Raw genomic sequence first — 21211 nt, 5'->3', positions numbered from 1 at the left:
TTTGATATAATCGTTTCATGAATTTTTTTATTGCTTTAATTTTTCATAAAAGATTACTTATCTCCTACTAATGCGCCCGAAATACACCAGTAACTACGGCTCGACCCTTCGGGATCGCCCACGGGAATAGCTATTTTCAATTGATGACTACCTGCTTTTATATCACCTATATGAACAAAGACAGGATAACTGACTATACCCGGACACCATCCCGAACGGCTGAGGTCGGATGATGAAAGCCCGTTCGAAAAGTTACCCGATGCGGGATTCAATTCACGGTAGCTTCCGCAATCTTCACGCCAGGGAGTATAAGCTATGATACGGTTATTATCGAGGAATATTTCGTTCAGCTTGGGATTAAATTCGTCACCGCCTCCCCAGCCGCCATGACCTGTCGAAATATATCGGATATAGGCATTCTTAAGGTCGGTATCTGTTTTGAAATTCACAGTTAACGAATCGTTTCGGAACATTCCTTCGGGATATGCCTGACCTGCCATTTCCATGATATTTACAGTGGTAAATAACGGATATATTTCCTTAGCCTCCTTCTTTTCGTTTGGATAATATTTGATCTTTAACGAAACATTATGCCCGTTTTCTGCATAATTGCCTATCCATGCACCCACCCATACTTCGCCTTTTAGGGCTTTGGCATAATCGGTTACTTCTTGTTTGAAAACAACCGAATCGGGCCAGTTATAATTGGCTACTTGTATATGATTGAATCCTTTTACACCAAAAGAAGTATAGAAACGCATCAATTCTAATGGTGGTAGGTAATCGTTGGTAACAGTCATGCCCTCATATTTGTCGCCATGCTTGTCTGTATATTGAGGTAATGCTTCTTTGCCTTGCATCAATCCGTCTAAGAAGGATTGTTTACGATCGGTCGGAACTATAAATACCGATCCTGTGCGGTCATACGCATCGCCTTCGGAATGTTGGGACAGTTCCGTAAAAATTGAATACCCCGAATTATCAGCAGGAAGAGTCACTTTCTTCAAGATGATAGAACCATTTGCAAATTGCAACACTTCGGTACTATTCAAGTCTGTAGGTTTCGGTATATTTCTGAAATAGATGCTTTGACGGTCAAATACATCTACTGCTATTACTTTACTTTGCTGTATTTTATAATTGTATGCAGGTGTCGAAAGTTGCGATCCTGTAAGAACGGGTTGTAAAGAAGTTACCTCTTTCAGAAGCTCTACTTTTACGGCTTTCTCCTCTCGTTGTCCGTTGCGTACTATTTTCAGAACTATACCTTCGGGTATCGCAGTACCGGGTTGCATCGATCCCATAACTCCCAATTCGGTAGTGTACCATATCTCGAGTCGGTTCGAATTGATGCTTGCGGTAACTTTTTTGCAATTGTAGCCTGCAATTTTTTCGGTTTCGGGTTGAGGCGTAAGTCCGTCATTCAATACAAAGGTACGAGTGGTGTAAATAGTTTCGCCGCCATTTAACTTTGCCACTTTTGTTTCCTGATTATTGGTATAGTTCAGATAAATATTCTGAACGGCATCGTCCTGTTCCTTGCGTGTCGAATTGTAACTTATGCGAGCTATATTCTCGGATATCTCCATCACGGTAGTTGATGTAGAGTCGGGTTTATTATTGAAACTTGTTTGATAAGTTATTCGTACGGTTTTGAAATCTTTCTTGCCTTTAGCTTCTATTTGAAAAACGAGGCTTAAAAGGAGTAAGATTGCGAGACTTTTTTTCATGAATCCAGATTTATATTATACATGGTTTTTCTTAAATACAAAAGTATGAAAAATAGACTTTGATACTAAATAATTATTATCCGTTTCTCAATTGTCATTTATACTTATTGTTTTGTGTTAAAATAATTATATCTTTGCTTCTGTAAAATAACTCTTTAGCTGAGAAATGACATTGAATTTAACAAACATGTTTGCGGATAAAAATCTAAATTTTAACGGTTTAGGTTTGGTTAATTGCGTTGAAATATTAGAGAGAGAGAGAGAGAGAGAGAGAGAGAGAGAGAGAGAGAGAGAGAGAGCTAACTAGTACCTCATCGCATTTAAGTTACTACTTATTTCTAAAAATTACAAGCGGGGTCGTTTCTCTTCGCTTTTTGTTACGTCTTTCTGACGTTTATTTTTCCCTGTTACAATATTTCCCCAATAAATATATTAGTGGTTGTTTCGGTAAACACTTTCGTGTAACTGATTTGTTTTTTTGTTGTCGTTCAAAATCGGCACGAATCAAGTTTTTACCTGTGTCACAACTATGTCCGGCAGCAGCGTGTAGCGATTACATGTTGCTGCTTTTTATAAAACTAACTAACCCGAATATCAATTTAAATTAAAAGTAAGATATGAAAAAATTTCTGTTTTTGACAATTGTAATCCTGCTAAGCGTCTGCCCGATGGAGGCACAAGTCGGGATTAATACCACCAGCCCTCATCAATCGGCTGCACTTGATATCGAAAGTACGAGCAAAGGAATGCTGATTCCCCGAATGGCAACCATCCAGAAAACCGCCATTGTAAACCCTGCTCCGGGGTTGATTATATACGATACTACCCTCAGATGTATTTCGCAGAATGCCGGAACAGCCACCAGTCCTGCATGGGTATGCCTGTCACAAAAAGATGCCCAGAACGGATTCTTTTATATGCCCACCATAGCTGTCGATGCTTCCACCATAGTTACAGGCAAAACGATCGACCTGTATAATGAATACAAAAAACAATTCACAGCACCTGCAAAGAACCCTTCGGCTCCTGCCAACATCCCTTATTTCACCAGTAGAACCGATCTCTATTACTACATCACCAATTATGATACAGATGTCTTGAATAATATATCGATAAGTAATCAGGGTGTCATGACTTATGACGTGAAAGCAGAATCGGATTACGATTCGTTTATGACTGTGGTGTTTGTACTTAAGTAAACTTTATTTGAACTAAGATGAAAAAGATAATCTATATATTTTTGCTTGTACTATTTTGCCAATTAACTGTTTATGGTCAAAAAGAAACAAGCTGGTGGCATTTCGGATATAATAGTGGGCTTAATTTTAATTCGTTGAGTAATGCCAAAGCGAGTGATGGTACAGTTGTAACTAATATGCCTACTCCTATAGTCGGTTCATTGAGTACTTCGGAGGGTTGTTTTACTGTATCAACTTACGATGGTAAATTATTGTTTTCTTCGGATGGATCAATTGTATATGATAAAAACGGAAATCCTATGATTAATGGTTCGGGCTTATTGGGAGGAAATTCTGCTACCCAATCGGGTATTGCAATTCCTAAACCGGGAAGTTTGACCGAATATTATGTTGTTACAGTTCCACCGGATTATACTAATTTTCCCGATGGTATACGGTATTCGGTGGTTGATCTGTCTAAAAGAGAAGGGTTGGGAGAAGTTGTATTAGCTACTAAAAATTCCCTTATTAAAGCAGGTGCTGTGTATGAAAATATTGCAGCAGTACCCAATGCGAATGGAAAAGATTATTGGTTATTGCATCGGTCATCGGGCGAATTTTATGTATGGGCAATCACCGTAGCGGGAATATCGACAACTCCCCATCAGAAACTTGCAAGTACTCTTATTCCTAGTGTTGCTAATTCGCATGTTGGCGAACTTATCCTATCGGATGATCATACCAAACTAGCAGCAGCCACATATATAGCAAGAACAGTTGTTACTGCAAAATTTGATTCATCAACAGGTCTTATTTCCGATCTGAGATCAAATACTTTACCGGCAAGTACTTATCCTGAACCATATGGGGTTACTTTTTCTCCCAATAGCGACTATCTCTATGTTACAACCGGATATAATGATAATGGATTATTGTATGTCGGTAAATGGGATGCTCTGAGAGCGGGTGGGGCTTTTACTTACCTTACAGATAAAATAAGTAATCTAAAGAAAGGGGTGGATAATAGGTTGTATGGCATACATTCTTATAGAAGAACAGCTCCTCTCACCGGATTTGCGAGGACACGAAATTTAAGCGTAGTGCTTAATCCTGATCAGGGTGGTACAAACATTAAATTCTTTCCGGACTTCCTGATAAATGATGCTTATTTAGGACTGCCGACATTTGCAGCCGGTTTTATTCGTATTATACCCAAAGAGCGCCCCTTTGCTTGTACTGCCAATGATCGCACCTACATTGTTGAGGTTGATCTGACGGGAGGAAATGCTCCTGCAAGGCTTGAGTGGAACTTTGGTGACGGTACTCCGATTGTAAGCCAAGCGGTGATTACCACGCAAAACAAGCAGCCGCAGAATCATAAATACAATAAATCGGGAGTTTATACTATTACTGTGACTCCTTATAAGGGTGATGGTACGATGTTGGATATTGTAATAATGCAAGCAAATATTGTAGATTGTACGCTCAAAAGTAATCGTATGACCAGATCGGAATTGCTGAACTCCAGACAGATGATGAACTAAAAGGTCTGTTACTATATTAATCAGTTCAATAAATAGGCTTTAGACCCTAAATATAACGCAAATGAATAAAATTTTATCAATAATAATTGCATGTCTGATGCTTTACATGGCTGAAGCATCGGCTCAGATTGCAGTAAATACCGATACGCCCGATTCCTCGGCAGTGTTGGATATAACAGACTATAACAATAACAAAGGGTTGCTGATGCCTCAAATGACCACAGCACAAAAACTGGCAATAGCCAATCCTGCCCCGGGTTTGTTGGTGTACGATATCGATTATAATTGCATCTCACAATACAAAGATACCCCCTCTAATCCGGGAGTATTCGGCTGGACTTGCCAGACACTTTTCAACCGACATTTTCTATATATGCCATCCATTAATATCCCTACCTCCGATGGTACAGGCAATTTACTTTCGGGTACTCAGGCTATTGATCTGTACAGCATATACAAAACGGGATTTGATACACCTCCCGTCAGAAGTTCGGGGGCTCCTGCTTCGATCCCTTATTTTAATAAAGAACAACTGCATTATTATATTACCTATTGTGACCCGTGTATTACAGTCAGGGGAATCAGCGACAGCGGAGTTTTGAGTTATACCGTAAACTCTCTTCCCGATTACGATGCCTTTACCAATATTGTGTTCTTAGTACGATAGTATAAGCTTGCATATTTGCCTGCATATTTCTGCAAGAGGTGTTGCTATAAAAGGAGCATTTAAATAGCAGGTTGATGAAAATTTCTATAAAAACAAAAGTCTTAGCCTAAAAAGGTTGAGGCTTTCGTTTTTTATATTTTGTGTTAAGTTATTGTATATTCTGAAAAAAAAGCTACTGTTTTCTTGCCTGTCCTTAATACTATTTGTATCTTACTAAGCGATTAATTATTAAATGTATATGTTATGAAAAAGTATCTGTTATTCTTTTTTATTACGGTTACCTTTACAGTATTTTCTCAGGGACGAAAGGATATTAAACCCGATCGTATAATTGATGTGGGAGCTATGGGTATTAGCGATAAGTTTCAGATAGCACTCGATTGCTCTACGGAAAAGCTAAGTAGTTGGTCTGGACTCAATAAACTCGTGGAAGAGGATTGTGGAACTATCCAATTTGGCGTATCTCAAAATAATTCGGTAACTGTTGGAAGCTCTTTTTATTTTGAAATCTTTTATAATAATACCTCTACTTCTGGGGCACATCTTATTGGAGTTAAAGGAACCTATAAATAGCTGATATAGTTCCGTGTTTTTTATATCTGATCTAAACCTCGTCTTAAATCTATGCCCTGTTGCTTAAATCGGGTAGGAGTCAATCCTGTGACTTTCTTAAATTGTGCAGATAGGTGAGCCACACTGCTATACCCTAATTCGTCGGCTATTTCGCTCAATGTCTGCAGGTCGTAAGTAAGAAGCTCTTTCACCCGTTCTATTTTTTGTAGAATTACAAAATGTTCTATTGTAATGCCTTCAGTAGTCGAAAATAACTTACTGAGGTACGAATAATCGCGATGAAGTTCCGAAACAAGAAGTTCCGAGATATTTAAATTCTGCTCATCATTATAATGCACATGTTTGATGGCAATAGCTTTTATCTGCTCTATCAGTTGTTGTTGGCTGTCATCTAACAGTTCGAAACCTAAATTGCTTAACTCCTTGCGAAGGATGGAAAGCTGATTTTTATCAATCTCATTCGCTAATACTACTTCTCCTAACCTAACATCGAGTGAAATAATATTCAACTGATTAAGAGTATTTTCCACAGCCATAATACAACGGGGGCAAACCATGTTTTTTATGTATAGTTTCATTGCTTTACCTATTTTGAATGTATAAGATAAATTTTATAGATATCTTATCGAAACAAATTTACAGAATATTTGACAATTAGAGGTCGAATCGTTAAACAGTTTTGCCTGATTTTCGTTTATAGGATAGATACAGCCGATTTCAGATTTGCAGTATCTGTATAATAGAAGATAAGGAGAGGTCTGAGACCTCAATCTCTGGGAATATAAATATTTATCAAAACACATCCTATTATGGCTAAGAGTAAAAAGAAAAATTTCGTGTTAGACACAAATGTTATTCTGCACGATTTCAGATGTTTGGAGAATTTCGAGGAAAATGATATTTACATTCCTATTGTTGTGTTAGAAGAGTTGGATAAATTTAAAAAGGGTAATGATCAGATCAATTACAATGCCCGCGAATTTCTCCGTAATCTTGATAGTATAACCGATGACGACCTCTTTACCAAAGGAGCAAAGTTGGGTGCAGGGATGGGAAAGATTTACATCGAAACCAGTATTAAATCGCAAGACCGCATTCATGAGGTATTTCCCGAAAAAATACCCGACCATCGTATCCTCTCGGTATTGCTGGATATTTCGGAACGAGATCCCAAAACCAAAACAATACTGATCACCAAAGATATAAATCTGAGGATGAAGGCTCGTTCGATCGGGTTGTTTGCCGAAGATTATATAAATGATAAGGTGGCAGATGCATTTCTGTTTCAGGAAGAAGCCAAGACCTTTTCGGGGATCAGTTCGGCACTTATCGATAAATTATATGCAGAAGCGGATGGTGTGAGTTTAGATGAATTTGATCTGGAGTCGCCCGTTGATCCGAATGAATGTTTTGTGATGAAAAACGGCAAAAAAAGTGCTTTAGCCCGTTACAACCCATTCACCAAGAAGATAAAAAAAGTAGAAAAACAAACTTGTTTCGGTATACAACCACGTAATGCAGAGCAGGCTTTTGCCTTCGAGATATTAAATGATCCCGATATAAGGCTGGTTGCTTTGACCGGAAAAGCCGGTACAGGTAAAACCCTTTTGGCACTGGCTTCGGCTTTGAAACAGAATGACAATTACAACCAAATATTATTGGCTCGGCCTATTGTTGCTTTGAGTAATAAAGACTTGGGGTTTTTGCCCGGTGACGAGAAACAAAAAATTGCGCCTTATATGCAACCTTTGTTTGATAACTTAACCGTTATAAAAAGTAATCTGTCTTATAACGGTGCCGAAACCCGAAAGATAGACGAACTGCAAACTAGCAAAAAGCTGGAAGTAGAAGCTTTAGCTTATATCAGAGGTCGAAGTTTATCGGAAACCTATTGTATCGTAGATGAGGCTCAGAACTTGACACCTCACGAAATAAAAACAATAATTACCCGCGCAGGAGAGGGTACTAAAATGATATTTACGGGAGACTTGCAACAAATAGACTCGCCATACCTCGATAGCCAGTCGAACGGATTGGCTTATATGATCGATAAAATGAAATCTCAGGATTTGTTTGCGCATGTCAATCTGGTGAAAGGCGAACGTAGCCGCTTGGCTGAACTTGCCAGTCAGTTATTATAAAGATAGGGGCGTATTTTAACGCCCTCTATTATTTGATCAGGCGTATTTTTACCTCTAAAAACAAAGGGGGTAAAAATACGCCTGATTCAATCGGACGATACAATATACCCCCACATTCGAAATTTGCTCTGAAATCTACATTTTTATCCCTAAATATCACTACTTAATTAGACAATGTGAAAAAAGAAGCCTACTTTTATATATTATATCGAGGAAAAGGTTTATTTTTGCGACTGCATTTTTCGAATAAGGTCTCAGACCTGTTATTACTTTGGTAAGTAAAACAACTATAGAAAGTTATAATCTGAGAATGCATTATTAAAAAAATACTGTTACCTAATTAAAAAACATACAATAAAAATGGCAAGTAGAAAGGAAAGAGAACTTCAAGAAGAAAAAGACTGGAACAAGATCGATGAGGCTGTAATTGCATCGGAAAGTTTTATAATGAGATATCGTAATCAGTTGATGATCGGGGTCGGAGCTGTTGTGGTACTTGTTGGAGTCTATTTTGCTTACCAAAATTTTTATGTAGAACCTAAAAATGCGGAAGCACAAACGGCAATGTTTCGTGGCGAACAATATTTTCAGGCAGGTATGGATTCTCTGGCTCTATTCGGAGATGGTAATGCTTATATCGGTTTCGAGCAAATTATCAATGAATACGGATCTACAAAAAGTGGCGATCTGGCTAAAGCATATGCCGGACTTTCATATGCTCGTATGGGCAAATACGAAGAAGCTCTTAAATATCTGAAAGATTTTAGTGGTGGTGATGATATGGTGACTCCTGCCGTTCAGGGTGCTATTGGAGATTGCCTTGTAAATACAGGAAAACCGCAAGACGCAGTTTCGTATTTCGAAAAAGCAGCAAAATCGGCTGATGATGTATTACTAAGCCCGATCTTCTACAAAAAAGCAGCTATCGTAAATCGCGAACTTAAGAATTATGATAAAGTAATCGCTTTGTTTACCACTATCAAAAATAATTATATGGCATCGCCCGAAGCTTCGGAAGCTGACAAATATATTATGGAAGCAACCTTGTTGAAAGGAGCGAACTGATCAACTTAGATTATATATATTATGTATAAAGTTTCGCCATATGTGCGAAACTTTATTTTTTAAATAATGTAGCTATCTTTGCAGTGCAAAATAGGGGAAGCTTGTTTCTCCTATACTCATTAAGTAACAAACAGGTCTGGAGACCTTAAAACAAATAAATAATAGAATTATGGCAACAGCGTATCATAATTTATCGTCGTACGATCCGGCAACGGTTCCAAGTGGCGAAGACATGAAAATCGGTATAATAGTTTCGGAGTGGAACGAAGATATTACATATGCACTTCGTGACGGAGCCTGCGAAACTCTTGTAAAGCATGGTGTGAAACCCGAAAACATTCTGGTGGATTATGTACCGGGTAGCTTCGAATTGATCTACGGCGCTCAGGTTTTTGCCGATGTACACGAAGTAGACGCTGTTATAGTACTGGGTTGTGTGGTACGTGGCGATACTCCTCACTTCGACTATGTATGTAGTGGTGTGACTCAGGAGATTGCACGTATGAATGTCATGCATTCAATACCATTTATCTTTGGACTTTTGACTACTGACGATATGCAGCAGGCTATCGACAGAGCAGGTGGAAGACATGGTAATAAGGGTGACGAATGTGCTGTGACTGCACTTAAAATGATCGATTTTTCGAGAAGAAACCAATAAGATAGCTAGAGACAGCTATAACAAAGCAATTAAGCGGTCTTAAACCTCATATAAAAATTAAAGAGAAGGATATTATGTCCTTCTCTTTTTTTATGGGGTGTTGCGGTATAACATATCTGTTTATATCTGTTTGTTTTTTATTGCTGATTCGACCGATTGGGAATATCTTTAGCTAAAATCAGTGTTTTTTATGATAATGTACCTCAATTTACGCAATTGACATCATTCTTTTACGGTCTTGATAGTGTATTTACGGTCTTGTTAGATGTTGATTTGCAGTGTATTATATTAATTGGCTAGTTTTGCATATTATTTAATGTAATGAAAATTCAGACGACGATATATGTAATGCTTTCTTGTTTTTATACAAGAATGCAAGGCCCTTATTTTTTATTTATGACAAAATACATAGTTATATTTATTTGTTTGTTGAAAGCACTTTCTGTTTCAGGTCAGGTAGGTGTTAATACCAGAGATGTGCATTCGAGTGCTATTTTGGAGATAAGTTCCCCTGATAAGGGTTTCTTAATGCCCAGAGTTGCTTTATTGGGGACATTGGATGTCGCAACAGTAAAGTTGCCTGCAACGGGTTTGTTGGTTTTCAATACCAAGACATCAACAGGAGGCGGTGCACTCGGAAATCCTGTAGAGGCCAATAATGTATATTACTGGACGGGTACCGAATGGTCGCTTCTGCTGCATAAATCAATAATCACCGAAATTATAGAAGAGAAATTAGATGAACTGCGGATTCCTAAACCTGCTATTTATGAATTGAGGTCTAACATTACTAATTTCTTAAATACCTATGCGGCAGGTTATGCTCAATTGGTACCTATGGCAGAGTTGGTAAACAGTATACCTGAGTATATTTCCTTTAATGCTTCCACCAATCGGATAACTTTTCAACCGGGTACCTATAATATAGAGTTTACCTATGCCGGAATACATACAGGAACATGCACCCTGTCTTCTTATTATGTTGATTTTCCTACGAGTTCAGGGGAAACGATGCGTCGTATCCATTCAACAGCTACCCATGTTGCGGGAACAAATTCGAATCATGGAGGGGTAATTATCTGTACAACGAGGATAGTGACAACTCCTATTGGCTGGACAATTCAATTAGGCAGGGGGCAATCGGGTAATTGTTCATCGACCGGAAATACTTTAAATGCATACTCTACGCAAGTTTCCATTCTGAGACTGGGCGATTGATGTATTTGGTTTGCGAAGGCTTTTTATTTAAACTGTTTCAGCTATTTATTGCTGCATTTTATGATTATAACAATCTTCGGTTGTTATACCCAGCCAAAGCAATAAAAAGGTCTGAGATCTTAAAATTTTCATTTATGGCTAAATATATAGTTGCTCTTGTATTTTTATTCGGTGGTTTATCTCTTACCCTTTCGGGGCAGGTAGGTATCAATATAGAAAGTGCCGATCCGAGTGCCGCTTTAGATATGTATGCATCTGATAAGGGTTTCTTATTAAGCAGGGTAGTTCTTTTAGGCACTAAAGATGTGGTAACAATAAAGACACCCGCAACCGGATTGTTGGTTTTTAATACCAGTAATGCCAATGGGGGAGGGATAAACGGCGATGCGGTAGTAGCCGATAATCTGTATTATTGGACAGGTACCGAGTGGTCGCTTTTGGTTGGTACTAGTATAATAACAAGTCTTCTGGAAGAAAAATTAAGACAATTGAGGATTCCTAAGCCGGCAGTATTTGAGTTGCAGTCGCAGCTTATCAATTTTCTGAATGGTGTGTCGGGCACTACTACCCAACGAGTACCAATGAGGCAGCTTGTGAATAGTATTCCCGAATATATATCGTTCAATTCAACCACCACTCAGATTACTTTTCAGCCCGGAACGTATAAGATTTCGTTTGTTTATGAAGCAACCCATAATAACGGAACCGATTGTACGCTCTCTTCTTATTTTGTTGATTTTCCCAAGAATACTGCGGATGCGGTGCGCCGCATTTACGCTACTGCACCACATACATGGGGAGAGATTTCGAATCATGGAGCGCCGATCGTATCGAGCGTAAGGTTAACTCAAACTGTCGTTTGGACTATTGCTATGGGTAGGGGGGCTTCTGGAAATTGTACGGGTGCCGGTAATACACTATTGCCAAACTCTACCCATCTTACCATTCTAAGGATGGGAGATTGAAGTAAAATATATTAGTTACGAGTTACGAGTAAAGTAACTGCTAACTGATTAGAATTACAATTAAAAAAAATAGTATGATTAAATATATTGCTGTTTTGATTCTTTTGTTTGATACACTGCTGCTCTCGGGGCAGATTGGTATTAATACTGAAGATGTACATCCGAGTGCGGCACTCGAAGTATATGCGACAGATAAAGGAATTCTTTTACCGAGGGTCACACTCTTGGGTACCAAAGATGTAGTTACTATAGTTGCTCCTGCCACCGGGTTGTTGGTTTTCAATACTAAGGCGGCTCCGGGCGGAGGTGCACTTGGTGACAAGATGGAGGCTAATAATGTATATTATTGGTCGGGAAGCGAGTGGGCACTCCTTATACATTCCCTTATCATTAAAGAGGTAGTGAAGCAAAAAACGGACGAATTGAAGATTCCCAAGCCTGCTGTTTATGAAGTAGCCAATGATATACCTAATTTCTTACTGACTGAAGATGTAGGTTACGCTGTAAGGGTGCCTATGCGAGAGGTTGTAAATAGTATCCCCGAATATATTTCCTTCAATACAACTAATAACAGGCTTACTTTTCAGCCGGGAACCTATAATATTTCGCTTGTCTATGAAGCCACGCATAATGCAACAGGGTGTACCTTGTCTTCTTATTACTGCGATCTTCTGCGATATTACCCTGCTGATATGGGCGGTGGTGCCGGTCCGGGCTTTCGTATCCATTCCACCTCCTCTCATACCGAAGGGGGGCTTTCGAATCATGGAGGAACAATTGCCGCTACCATTGTTGTAACTACGCCTATGATTTGGACTATTCAGATGGGTAGGGGGCAATCGGGTAACTGTCATCTGAAAGCCGGTAATACATTAGCGGCACGCTCTACACATCTTACTATTTTGAGAATGGGTGACTAAACAGATTACATTTGGTGGCTTTTATAAACCGAATAGCTCATACTTTTATGAGCTGTTCTTTTTTGTTGATTCCGGAATGTCATGTGTTGTTTTCTTGACATTTACTTATGTAATTTATGCTTTTTATTATAGACTATATTTTTCCTTTTTTTGCGTTATGGGTAATTCTCGTATTAAAAAGATAGAAAATTAGGCTGCTGAAAATATTGTATTTCTGTTATGTGTTGATATATAGTTGTTTGTGATTTTATATTAAAATAAAAATGCTCAATAATGTGTTAAATAAACGCATCCTTATTGTTTTTTATAAAAACTTATCTATTTTTGTGCCCGATTAGATGAATAATCACATACTAAAGGACAACTAAAGGACAACTTTTGATAACTTTTATAATTAATAAATTTCTAAATTTTAATAATTTAGTATCTGCTTCGGGAGTCTTAGAATACTCAAACAAAAGACAATTTTCGGAAATAAGTGATGATTCACTTATGTCTCTCAAGTTTAGATTATGCTCAGAAAAATTTCACTTTGCATATTTTATCTACTTGACTCTCTATATTCTGAAATCTTCAAATAATAAATATTTTTAGACTTGCACGAGTAATACTTTTCGTGCTGTAAATTCCTATTGTTGTCGCTCTAAGTATTACGCATGAAGAGTTTACTTATGTGCTATGCAAGAGAAGTTTGTAGTGATTACATACTGCTGTTCTTTTATTGCCAAATAATATTGACAACTACGCTTTTATATTTTACTAATAATTAAAAATGACAATGAAGAAATTTCTTTTACTACTTATATGCTCAGTGTTAATTAACACTCTTCCGGCACAAGTCGGGATAAATACCGAATCGCCTGATGAAAAGGCTATTCTGGAGATCGTAAATTCGGAAAAAGGAATACTCATCCCTAGAATGACTGAAGCTCAGCGAGATGAAATTAAACCGACTAGCGTTAATCAACAAAGTCTGCTTATTTTCAATACCGATGAAGACTGCTTCAATTATTGGCACAAGATAGAGAAAGAATGGAAAAGTCTTTGCGGAAAAATCGGAAAAGCAATCTTTACAATAAATTGTGATGCCGTAAAAGTTGCCGGCGAATATAAAAACGGAGAAGCTCTTGGCGGAGCAAATTATGTTACTGTAATTGTACACGTTACTAAGCCGGGAACATATTCGATAGCGGCTACCGTTACCGACCCGAAGCTCGAGAACGGATATTATTTCACTACTTCGGGCGAATTTTTATCAACAGGAACCTATACGATAATAGTTCCGGGAATGGGAACACCCGCAAAATACACAACACCCAACAAAGATAACTTTACGCTTGCCCTGAATGGCGTTCGTGTTAATGGTGAAGAAAGTGCCTGTACCTTTGATGTAGAGGTTAAAAACTCGGCAATCAAACCACGCTATACAATGACCTGTTCGGGAACCAAAGTTTTCGGAGAATATTACGAAGAGCAAGCTTTGAATGGTTCGCATTATATAGAAGTTGTACTTGCCGTAGAATCGACCTCCTTCGGAGCCACCTATGAAATAGAAACCAATGAGGTGGATGGAATCAAATTTAAAGGTAGCGGTGTGCTTACCTCCAGTCCTCAGACTGTAAGGTTGCAAGGCGAAGGCGTTCCATTTGCCAACACAACCAAAAAGATGTATATAAAATCGAACAGCGAATCATCTACAGCAACCTGTTTGGCCAATGTGTATATTATTATACCTCCCAAAAGAATCCTGACAATAGGGAATGCTACTCTTTACGGTTATAATTTTGGTAATGTGGGAGCTGCTTCTAATAAGATGATAACAGACCCGTTGAACTTTGGACCTTTGACAAACAGTATTGTACGCTATTCGGGTTTTAAAAATAAGGGTACAGCTTTTGGAAGTAATAACTGGAACGGGACTGACGATGGTCGTACCATAATCAATATGCCAGATGCATACGCTAATGTTTATGAAGCAGATCTGGCTTTGTTGTTAACCACCGGAAAAGCAGGATTTCCCCCTGTTGATATTGTAAGCATTGGTTACGATTATGCCATCACAGCATCAGTTGCTCAAAAGCTGGCAGCATTTGTAAATAATGGCGGTATTCTTCTGGCTTGTTGCGAATCTCAGGCAGGAAATCAGAATTTGCTGCGTGCCATATTTAATAAGCAAGATATAACTACCGTAAATGGTGGTGCGAATAACCCTCCGGGAGCAATCTATCAATTTGAAAGTAAAGAAGATCCCATCCTTAACGGGCCTTTTGGTAATATCGGAGGCTTGTATTGGGGCGAAGACATAACAAACACTTACTATGCAACGAATCTGCCATTGGATGAAGTGGTGCTTTATACCTCCAATAAAAATATAAACAGCACAACCTCAGTAGCTATTCCCAATGCTGCAACAGCATTTCGTCACCGGACATTGCCTTTTGTATGGGTAGGAGACGGAGGTTTTAACTCGAATGATAATAATGTAACAACGGATGGTACCCTGTGTCCATTCAGATTACGTTCCAAGACAATTAGCGGTACAACCTATTTGAATTTTCCGGGGATCAGAGAAAATTATGGTTCACCCAGTGGTATCACTAAATACCCTGTTTATAATGCCATATTTACGGCTAATGCTATAGCTTGGTGTATTAAAACAGCCGATGAATTGAAAAGATCTCAAAAAGAACAATAAAAATAGTAATGTAGTAAGAGAGGTGGCTTCTTTTTTAGAAGAAGCTAAGTAAGGTCGGGCGATAACCAATTGCCCGACCTTATATTTTAAAGAAAATAGGATATTGTTAATTATTATTTTTCTTTTAATATAAAAATACTATATTTGTCCCTGTAAAATAACTCTTTACATGTATGATGAGGCATGAATTAACAAACATATTCGTATATAAAAATCTAAAATTTAACTATTTAGGTTTGGATATGTGTGCCGAAATATTAGAGAGAGAGAGAGAGAGAGAGAGAGAGAGAGAGAGAGAGAGAGAGAGCTAACTAGTACCCTATCGGGCGTACTTAAAAATATTTTAGACGGGGTTTTCCGTCTTTTTTTGTTTGTGAGTCAAAAAGACGCATTTGTCTGCTCTTGTGAATATACCCCCAATAAATATATTAATAGTTATTCCGGTAAACAGTTTCGTATAGCTGATTTGTTTTTTTGTTGTCGTTCAAAATCAGTGCGATTCATCCGTTTACCTTTGGCAGAACTATGTCCGGCAGCAGCGTGTAGCGATTACAAGTTGCTGCTTTTTTACAGTTATCAGTTATCAGTTATCAGTTATTCGTTAACAACAACAACAACAACAACAACAAACACATATAAAGTAATTAAGGCAATGAAAAAAGGTTTTATGTTCATTTTTAGTTTATTATCCATCGGATTATGTATGGCTCAGGTGGGTATAAATACCCTGGCACCTCTTTCGGGTAGTGTGTTTCATATCGACGGGGCAGGAGATAATACCTCCTCGGCTTCCGTAACGGCAGCTCAGGCGGCAAACGACGTTCTGATTGATGCTAAAGGTAACATTGGTGCAGGTACAGTAACTCCCACTGCTAAGCTGCATATTGCAACCACGGGTACTACTCCGGCAATGCGTATAGCAGATGGCACGCAGGGTTTGAATAAGATACTCCGTGCCGATGCCAGCGGTAACGCTTCGTGGATAAATCCCCCGACAACCGATGGGGTTATTTACAACATCACAGGCTCAACTACCACTTCCTACGCTAACAATGTGTACAATCTGCTGAAAGCAATACAGGTAACCAATACAGGCAATTTTCTGGTGACTATCAGGTGGTGGGGCATATCGAGTTCGTTGAATACCGCGAAACAAACGGCGGCTTATTTCTATGTGATGCAAAGTTCGTCGGCAGCAAATGTGTGGAGTACCGATAGTCCCGGTTTGCAGGATCAGGTCGAATACTATGTGATGCCTCCGGGCGATTCGGGCAGATTTTGTTTCAGCACATCCCTCTTTGCACGGGTGGTAGCCGGAACTTACCTCAAAGTATATATCAGGGTTTCGATCGGAGGACCCTGGGTAATAGGTACATCCTCCAGCACAAATACGACATGGAATCCGAGCATTGTTGTTTATAGAGTTTAATGATTATGAAAAAGAATATTTTATTAACGATAGCCTTTCTAACAGGTACTGTTCTTTGGGCACAGATCGGGATTAACACCGAAACGCCTCAAAAGTTATTTCACGTAGATGCGGTACGGAATACATCGGGGGTAACCAATGTTTCGGATGATGCAGTGGTGGATGCCGCCGGAAATATGGGATTAGGGGTGCTTTCGCCTACCGCCAAGCTGCATATTGCAGGCGACGGGACAACGCCCGCTTTGCGGATTGTTGATGGAACGCAGAAAGATACACGCATTTTACGCTCCGATGCTTCGGGCAATGCAACGTGGGTAGACCAACCTGCATCGGGAGGATTTATTTATAATGTTTTGGGAAATATCAATTACAGAAATGGAACTACATCTTTAGTGAAAGCCATGCAGATTACCGAAGCGGGCAACTACCTTGTAGTTGTGCGTTGGTGGGGTACTACCACATCGGCAGGAACTAATAACGAAACCAGTGCTTATTTGTATCTGGATCAGGGTAGCGATGGAACGGCTAGCAGAGGTACTGCCAAAGATGCTATCGAATACTATGTGCGTACCATTGCAAATAGTCCGTTTTGTTTCACCACCAGTCTCTATGCTACTGTATCTGCCGGTAGTTGGCTCAAGTTGTTCATCTCACCGTCTATCGGTAGTACCGGTACTACGTTTAATTGGGTGTTGGGTACTGCTTCGGTTACTAATCCTAACTGGAATCCGAGTATTGTACTGTTTAAAATTTAAATGATGAGAAAGTATATTTTATTTTTCTTGATTATATCGGTTGTACCTGTTTTATTTGCTCAGGTAGGTGTTAATACAACAAGCCCTGCGGGAGTTTTCCATATCGATCCCAATAAAAATAGTCCTACAACGGTAACAGACGACGTTGTTGTAGATGTAACCGGAAATATGGGCTTGGGCACGCTTTCACCTGCCGCTAAGGTGCATATCGCTGTGCCTGCGGGCAATGTAGCTTTTAGGATGACAGATGGCTCGCAAGCTGCCGACCGCATACTTATGTCGGACGCTAGCGGTAATGCCAGTTGGGGTGTGATAAAGGGCAGTGGTGGTTACACAATGAAGGTAACAGCCGCAAAAACATTTCCTAACGCAGCAGCTACACTTATGCCTCTTGACGGAAGCAACACCCAGATAAATATAGTGAGTGCCGGAAATTATCTGGTTACTATCCGTTGGAGTGGAACTACTACCACCATAGGTGCATCGGGGGCTGTGAGTGCGTATTTTTACCTGCGGAAGAACGGAAGTAACGTCGATGCGATAGAGTACTATGTTCCGGCAACCGCCAATACGCCTTTTGCTTTTACTACCATGCTGATGGCTACCAATTGCGTGCCGGGCAATTATTTACAGGTATATGTTACACCTTCGGTTGGAGGTCAGCCGTGGGTTATTAATGGCAGCGGAACGGTAAACCCTTCGATAGTAGTCTTTAGGATGTAGAGATTGTTTTATGGATAAAGTACCACCGCTTTATTATATTCTTAACGAGGTCATGTTATATTAATAGTAGCATGACTTTATTGTATTAGTGAAATCTTAAAAGTATATCTTTTTTGTTATTGATAATCTTTTTTCTATATTTGTCCCTGTAAAATAACTCTTTACATGTATGATGAGGCATGAATTAACAAACATATTCGCAGATAAAAATCTAAAATTTAACTATTTAGGTTTGGATATGTGTGCCGAAATATTAGAGAGAGAGAGAGAGAGAGAGAGAGAGAGAGAGAGAGAGAGAGAGAGCTAACTAGTACCCTATCGGGCGTACTTAAAAATATTTTAGACGGGGTTCTCCGTCTTTTTTTGTTTGTGAGTCAAAAAGACGCATTTGTCTGCTCCTGTAAATATATCCCCAATAAATATATTGATAGTTGTTTCGGTAAACGTTTTCGTGTAACCGGTTTGTTTTGTTGTTGTCGTTCAAAGTCGGCACGAAACACCTGTTTACCTGTGTCACAACTATGTCCGGCAGTAGCGTGTAGCGATTACATGCTGCTGCTTTTTTACTTGAAACTAACTAATATGAAGGTAATTAATGACGATTGTAAAGAAATTAACGCTAACTAAATAAAAATATGGTGATGAAAAAACTTTTTCTGTTACTCGTGGGCTTGTTTTTTGTCGGTTTATTGCAAGCGCAGGTCGGTATCAATACCAAAAGCCCGTTCGGTGCTTTTCATATTGATCCTAAACTAAATACCGGGGGAACATCATCGTTGCCTGCCAACGATAGTGACGATGTGATTGTAAGTGTGAATGGAAGGGTGGGGATAGGAACTGCCAATCCTACGGCAACTTTAGATTTAAGAGGAACCATCCGCATCGATGACGGAACGCAGGGCAGTGGTAATATCTTTACCACCAATGGTACGGGATTAGGCTATTGGGACTCTGAATTCAAATTTAAAATTCTGAGTGGTGTAATTTCCAATAACATATTATTGGGGGTGGGATGGTCTGTAATCAGTACTCAGCCTCTAACAATAACCGAAGGCAAATGGTTGTTGAGTGCCCGGGTTGTCACTAAAAATTCAACGGAGTCGAGCTATTATACATGGCTGCAAATCTATGATAAAACTTCTGCCGTAGCAGTCAATGCCGCAGGAGGGCGCCCATCATACGACAACTCTTTGTATTGTGTTGTTCAAACAGCCGGAGTTGTTGAAGTTGCCGCCGGACAAACTAAACAAATCGAACTGCATGCGCAAAACCATTCAGTATTTGCTTCCACTTCAGCAGGTATAGGAGGTTCGTATTTGTTTGCAATAAAACTCATGTAATAAGTAAAAGTAATAACAATGAAAATAAGAAAATATATAGCCGTTTGTTGCCTGTTCACGTTATTTGTCGGTTTGGGGTGGTCTCAATCGGTTACAATAAACAACAGTTCGACTTCCATTTTACTTATCGATCCGTTAAAGAACACCAGTGGTACAAGCGGAACATCCGACGATGTAGTGATTCTATCTAATGGAAATGTAGGTATAGGTACTCCTGCGCCTTCGGTAAGACTCGATATCAGAGGTACTTTGCGTATAGTGGATGGTGCTCAGGGGGAAGGTGCATTTTTAGTATCGGATGCCGCCGGAGTAGGTTCGTGGTACGATTCGAACTTTATAGGGCGCAGGGTAGTATGGGGATCAATCGTGCAGACAAAAAACCTGTCGGCTACCTATCAGGATATAACTTCTGTTCCATTAGACCTGACCGGAGGATTGTGGATGATTGTTGCCAAGACGGATGTTGTAGGTACGATTTCGAATACTGCGCTTGCTACTGCCGAATATGTATGGCTCAAGATTGTCGAGGAAGTTACTGATAATACCAGTGGGGCAAAAACATATTCGGATGTGAGCGAAGGGGGAGTGCCTTATTCGATTCGGAAAGGGGTTTATCAGAAATACTATAGTACACCTATGGTACAAGGATTTATATCCATTCCGGTAGAGGGGATTAATCAGAAAAAACGGAAATATTCCGTTCAGATAAAAAATCCTTCGACCGATTACACGAATGCACAACTAACGGGCGATCTTACAGGTGCATATTTTTATGCGATTAAACTTCAATAATTCATCTAAATACACACAAATAATCTTATGCTAAAATACAGAATTTTATTTATAAACATTATTGTATCCCTCGTAATAAGTTTACCTTCCTATTGTCAGATAGGTATCAATACCGAGAATCCGAAATACCTGTTTCATCTCGATGGATTGGGCAATAATGCAACTTCGGGATCGGTATCGGCTTCACAACTTTTAGACGATGTAGTAGTCGATAATAACGGAAATGTAGGCTTGGGAGCAGCTCCCACGGTGAAACTCGAGGTTAAAGGCTCATTGTTCCTTGCAGGTACAGGTTTAGAGCCGGAGATGAGATTAATATCTGATGCTAACGGATATGCAACATGGAGATCGATAGAAAATTTGCTGAATCCGATAGAAGCGGTAACAAAAGGTTTGCTTTACGGGGATCCGACGGGGCTGACAGATCCCAATGTAGCAGACCCGGCTCGAACCTATACTTGGACTGCAAGTCAGATAAATGCATGGACTAATCTGACTCGTACTTCTATAAAAGTTACTCCCGGTACATGGCTTGTTTATGCGTCGATGGGATTGACAGGAACTCCCGCTGCCATAGGAAACAATTTTTTCTGGATGCAATTAAGAAATAAAACCACAGGAGCTATTCTGGAAACTGTCGGTAATCTGCACGAATTTACGGGGGGAGGATGGGCTAAACCCCAATTTATGAAGCTGATTGTATTTCAGCAAAATGCCGAACTCGAAATCTGGGTCGGAAACGAAGCGGCAAGTAGTGTAAATAACAGATATGGAGGCAGCCATTTTGGAGCAATAAAAATATTGTAGTCACTTAG

General features: G+C 39.3%; 19 protein-coding genes. 17 read left to right on the top strand and 2 right to left on the bottom strand.

Annotation, left to right across the window (positions count from 1 at the left end; translation table 11 throughout):
• Positions 1-53 precede the first annotated feature (53 nt).
• Positions 54-1730: a PNGase F N-terminal domain-containing protein gene (locus CLV62_RS01525; protein ID WP_110309012.1), complete on the bottom strand. Its 1677-nt coding sequence runs from the start codon at positions 1728-1730 to the stop codon at positions 54-56.
• Positions 1731-2347: 617 nt separating this feature from the next.
• Between CLV62_RS01525 and CLV62_RS01520 the strand changes: the two genes are divergently transcribed.
• The 4 genes from CLV62_RS01520 (at position 2348) to CLV62_RS01505 (ending at position 5692) form a co-directional block, all read left to right on the top strand.
• Positions 2348-2929 carry a hypothetical protein gene (locus tag CLV62_RS01520; protein ID WP_110309011.1) on the top strand — a complete coding sequence of 194 codons (582 nt, stop codon included), beginning with the start codon at positions 2348-2350 and terminating at the stop codon, positions 2927-2929.
• A gap of 17 nt (positions 2930-2946) precedes the next feature.
• Complete coding sequence (locus tag CLV62_RS01515) at positions 2947-4452, top strand: PKD domain-containing protein (RefSeq protein ID WP_110309010.1); 1506 nt, start codon at positions 2947-2949, stop codon at positions 4450-4452.
• Between the two features lie 61 nt (positions 4453-4513).
• Positions 4514-5119, top strand: coding sequence for a hypothetical protein (locus CLV62_RS01510; RefSeq protein ID WP_110309009.1), 606 nt, complete (start codon positions 4514-4516; stop codon positions 5117-5119).
• Between the two features lie 243 nt (positions 5120-5362).
• Positions 5363-5692 (top strand): hypothetical protein, encoded by a 330-nt coding sequence (locus tag CLV62_RS01505; protein WP_110309008.1) that lies wholly within the window; start codon positions 5363-5365, stop codon positions 5690-5692.
• A 20-nt stretch (positions 5693-5712) separates the two neighbouring features.
• Here CLV62_RS01505 and CLV62_RS01500 read toward each other — a convergent pair whose 3' ends face one another.
• Positions 5713-6270 (bottom strand): helix-turn-helix domain-containing protein, encoded by a 558-nt coding sequence (locus CLV62_RS01500; protein WP_110309007.1) that lies wholly within the window; start codon positions 6268-6270, stop codon positions 5713-5715.
• Positions 6271-6501: 231 nt separating this feature from the next.
• On the opposite strand from CLV62_RS01500, the gene CLV62_RS01495 reads away from it, so the two are divergent.
• The 13 genes from CLV62_RS01495 to CLV62_RS01435 all read left to right on the top strand — a co-directional run bounded on the left by CLV62_RS01495 (position 6502) and on the right by CLV62_RS01435 (position 21203).
• A complete protein-coding gene (locus tag CLV62_RS01495; protein WP_110309006.1) occupies positions 6502-7833 on the top strand; it encodes a PhoH family protein in 1332 nt (443 codons plus the stop codon).
• A 360-nt stretch (positions 7834-8193) separates the two neighbouring features.
• Positions 8194-8898, top strand: coding sequence for a tetratricopeptide repeat protein (locus CLV62_RS01490; RefSeq protein WP_110309005.1), 705 nt, complete (start codon positions 8194-8196; stop codon positions 8896-8898).
• A 169-nt stretch (positions 8899-9067) separates the two neighbouring features.
• Complete coding sequence (gene ribH / locus CLV62_RS01485; RefSeq protein WP_110309004.1) at positions 9068-9559, top strand: 6,7-dimethyl-8-ribityllumazine synthase; 492 nt, start codon at positions 9068-9070, stop codon at positions 9557-9559.
• Between the two features lie 396 nt (positions 9560-9955).
• Positions 9956-10777, top strand: a complete 822-nt coding sequence (locus tag CLV62_RS01480; RefSeq protein WP_146212670.1) for a hypothetical protein — start codon at positions 9956-9958, stop codon at positions 10775-10777.
• 134 nt (positions 10778-10911) lie between these two features.
• Positions 10912-11742 carry a hypothetical protein gene (locus CLV62_RS01475; protein ID WP_146212669.1) on the top strand — a complete coding sequence of 277 codons (831 nt, stop codon included), beginning with the start codon at positions 10912-10914 and terminating at the stop codon, positions 11740-11742.
• Positions 11743-11816: 74 nt separating this feature from the next.
• Positions 11817-12662 carry a hypothetical protein gene (locus CLV62_RS01470; protein ID WP_110309001.1) on the top strand — a complete coding sequence of 282 codons (846 nt, stop codon included), beginning with the start codon at positions 11817-11819 and terminating at the stop codon, positions 12660-12662.
• Between the two features lie 778 nt (positions 12663-13440).
• Positions 13441-15357 carry a hypothetical protein gene (locus CLV62_RS01465; protein WP_146212668.1) on the top strand — a complete coding sequence of 639 codons (1917 nt, stop codon included), beginning with the start codon at positions 13441-13443 and terminating at the stop codon, positions 15355-15357.
• Positions 15358-16009: 652 nt separating this feature from the next.
• Positions 16010-16786: a hypothetical protein gene (locus CLV62_RS01460; RefSeq protein ID WP_146212667.1), complete on the top strand. Its 777-nt coding sequence runs from the start codon at positions 16010-16012 to the stop codon at positions 16784-16786.
• A gap of 5 nt (positions 16787-16791) precedes the next feature.
• On the top strand, positions 16792-17541 hold the full coding sequence (locus tag CLV62_RS01455; protein ID WP_146212666.1) for a hypothetical protein: 750 nt from the start codon (positions 16792-16794) through the stop codon (positions 17539-17541).
• Between the two features lie 3 nt (positions 17542-17544).
• Positions 17545-18264, top strand: coding sequence for a hypothetical protein (locus CLV62_RS01450; RefSeq protein ID WP_146212665.1), 720 nt, complete (start codon positions 17545-17547; stop codon positions 18262-18264).
• A gap of 641 nt (positions 18265-18905) precedes the next feature.
• Entirely contained in the window at positions 18906-19604 is a 699-nt protein-coding gene (locus tag CLV62_RS01445; RefSeq protein ID WP_146212664.1) for a hypothetical protein, read from the top strand.
• 18 nt (positions 19605-19622) lie between these two features.
• Entirely contained in the window at positions 19623-20396 is a 774-nt protein-coding gene (locus CLV62_RS01440; protein WP_110308995.1) for a hypothetical protein, read from the top strand.
• A 27-nt stretch (positions 20397-20423) separates the two neighbouring features.
• Complete coding sequence (locus CLV62_RS01435) at positions 20424-21203, top strand: hypothetical protein (protein ID WP_110308994.1); 780 nt, start codon at positions 20424-20426, stop codon at positions 21201-21203.
• Positions 21204-21211: the final 8 nt, after the last annotated feature.

The sequence above is a fragment of the Indolivaga alginatilytica genome, assembly GCF_003201355.1.
In the GTDB taxonomy this organism is placed as follows: Bacteria; Bacteroidota; Bacteroidia; order Bacteroidales; family Dysgonomonadaceae; genus Dysgonomonas_A; species Dysgonomonas_A alginatilytica.
The sequence above is the reverse complement of the archived record's forward strand: the minus strand, read 5'-3'. Positions and strand labels throughout refer to the sequence as shown.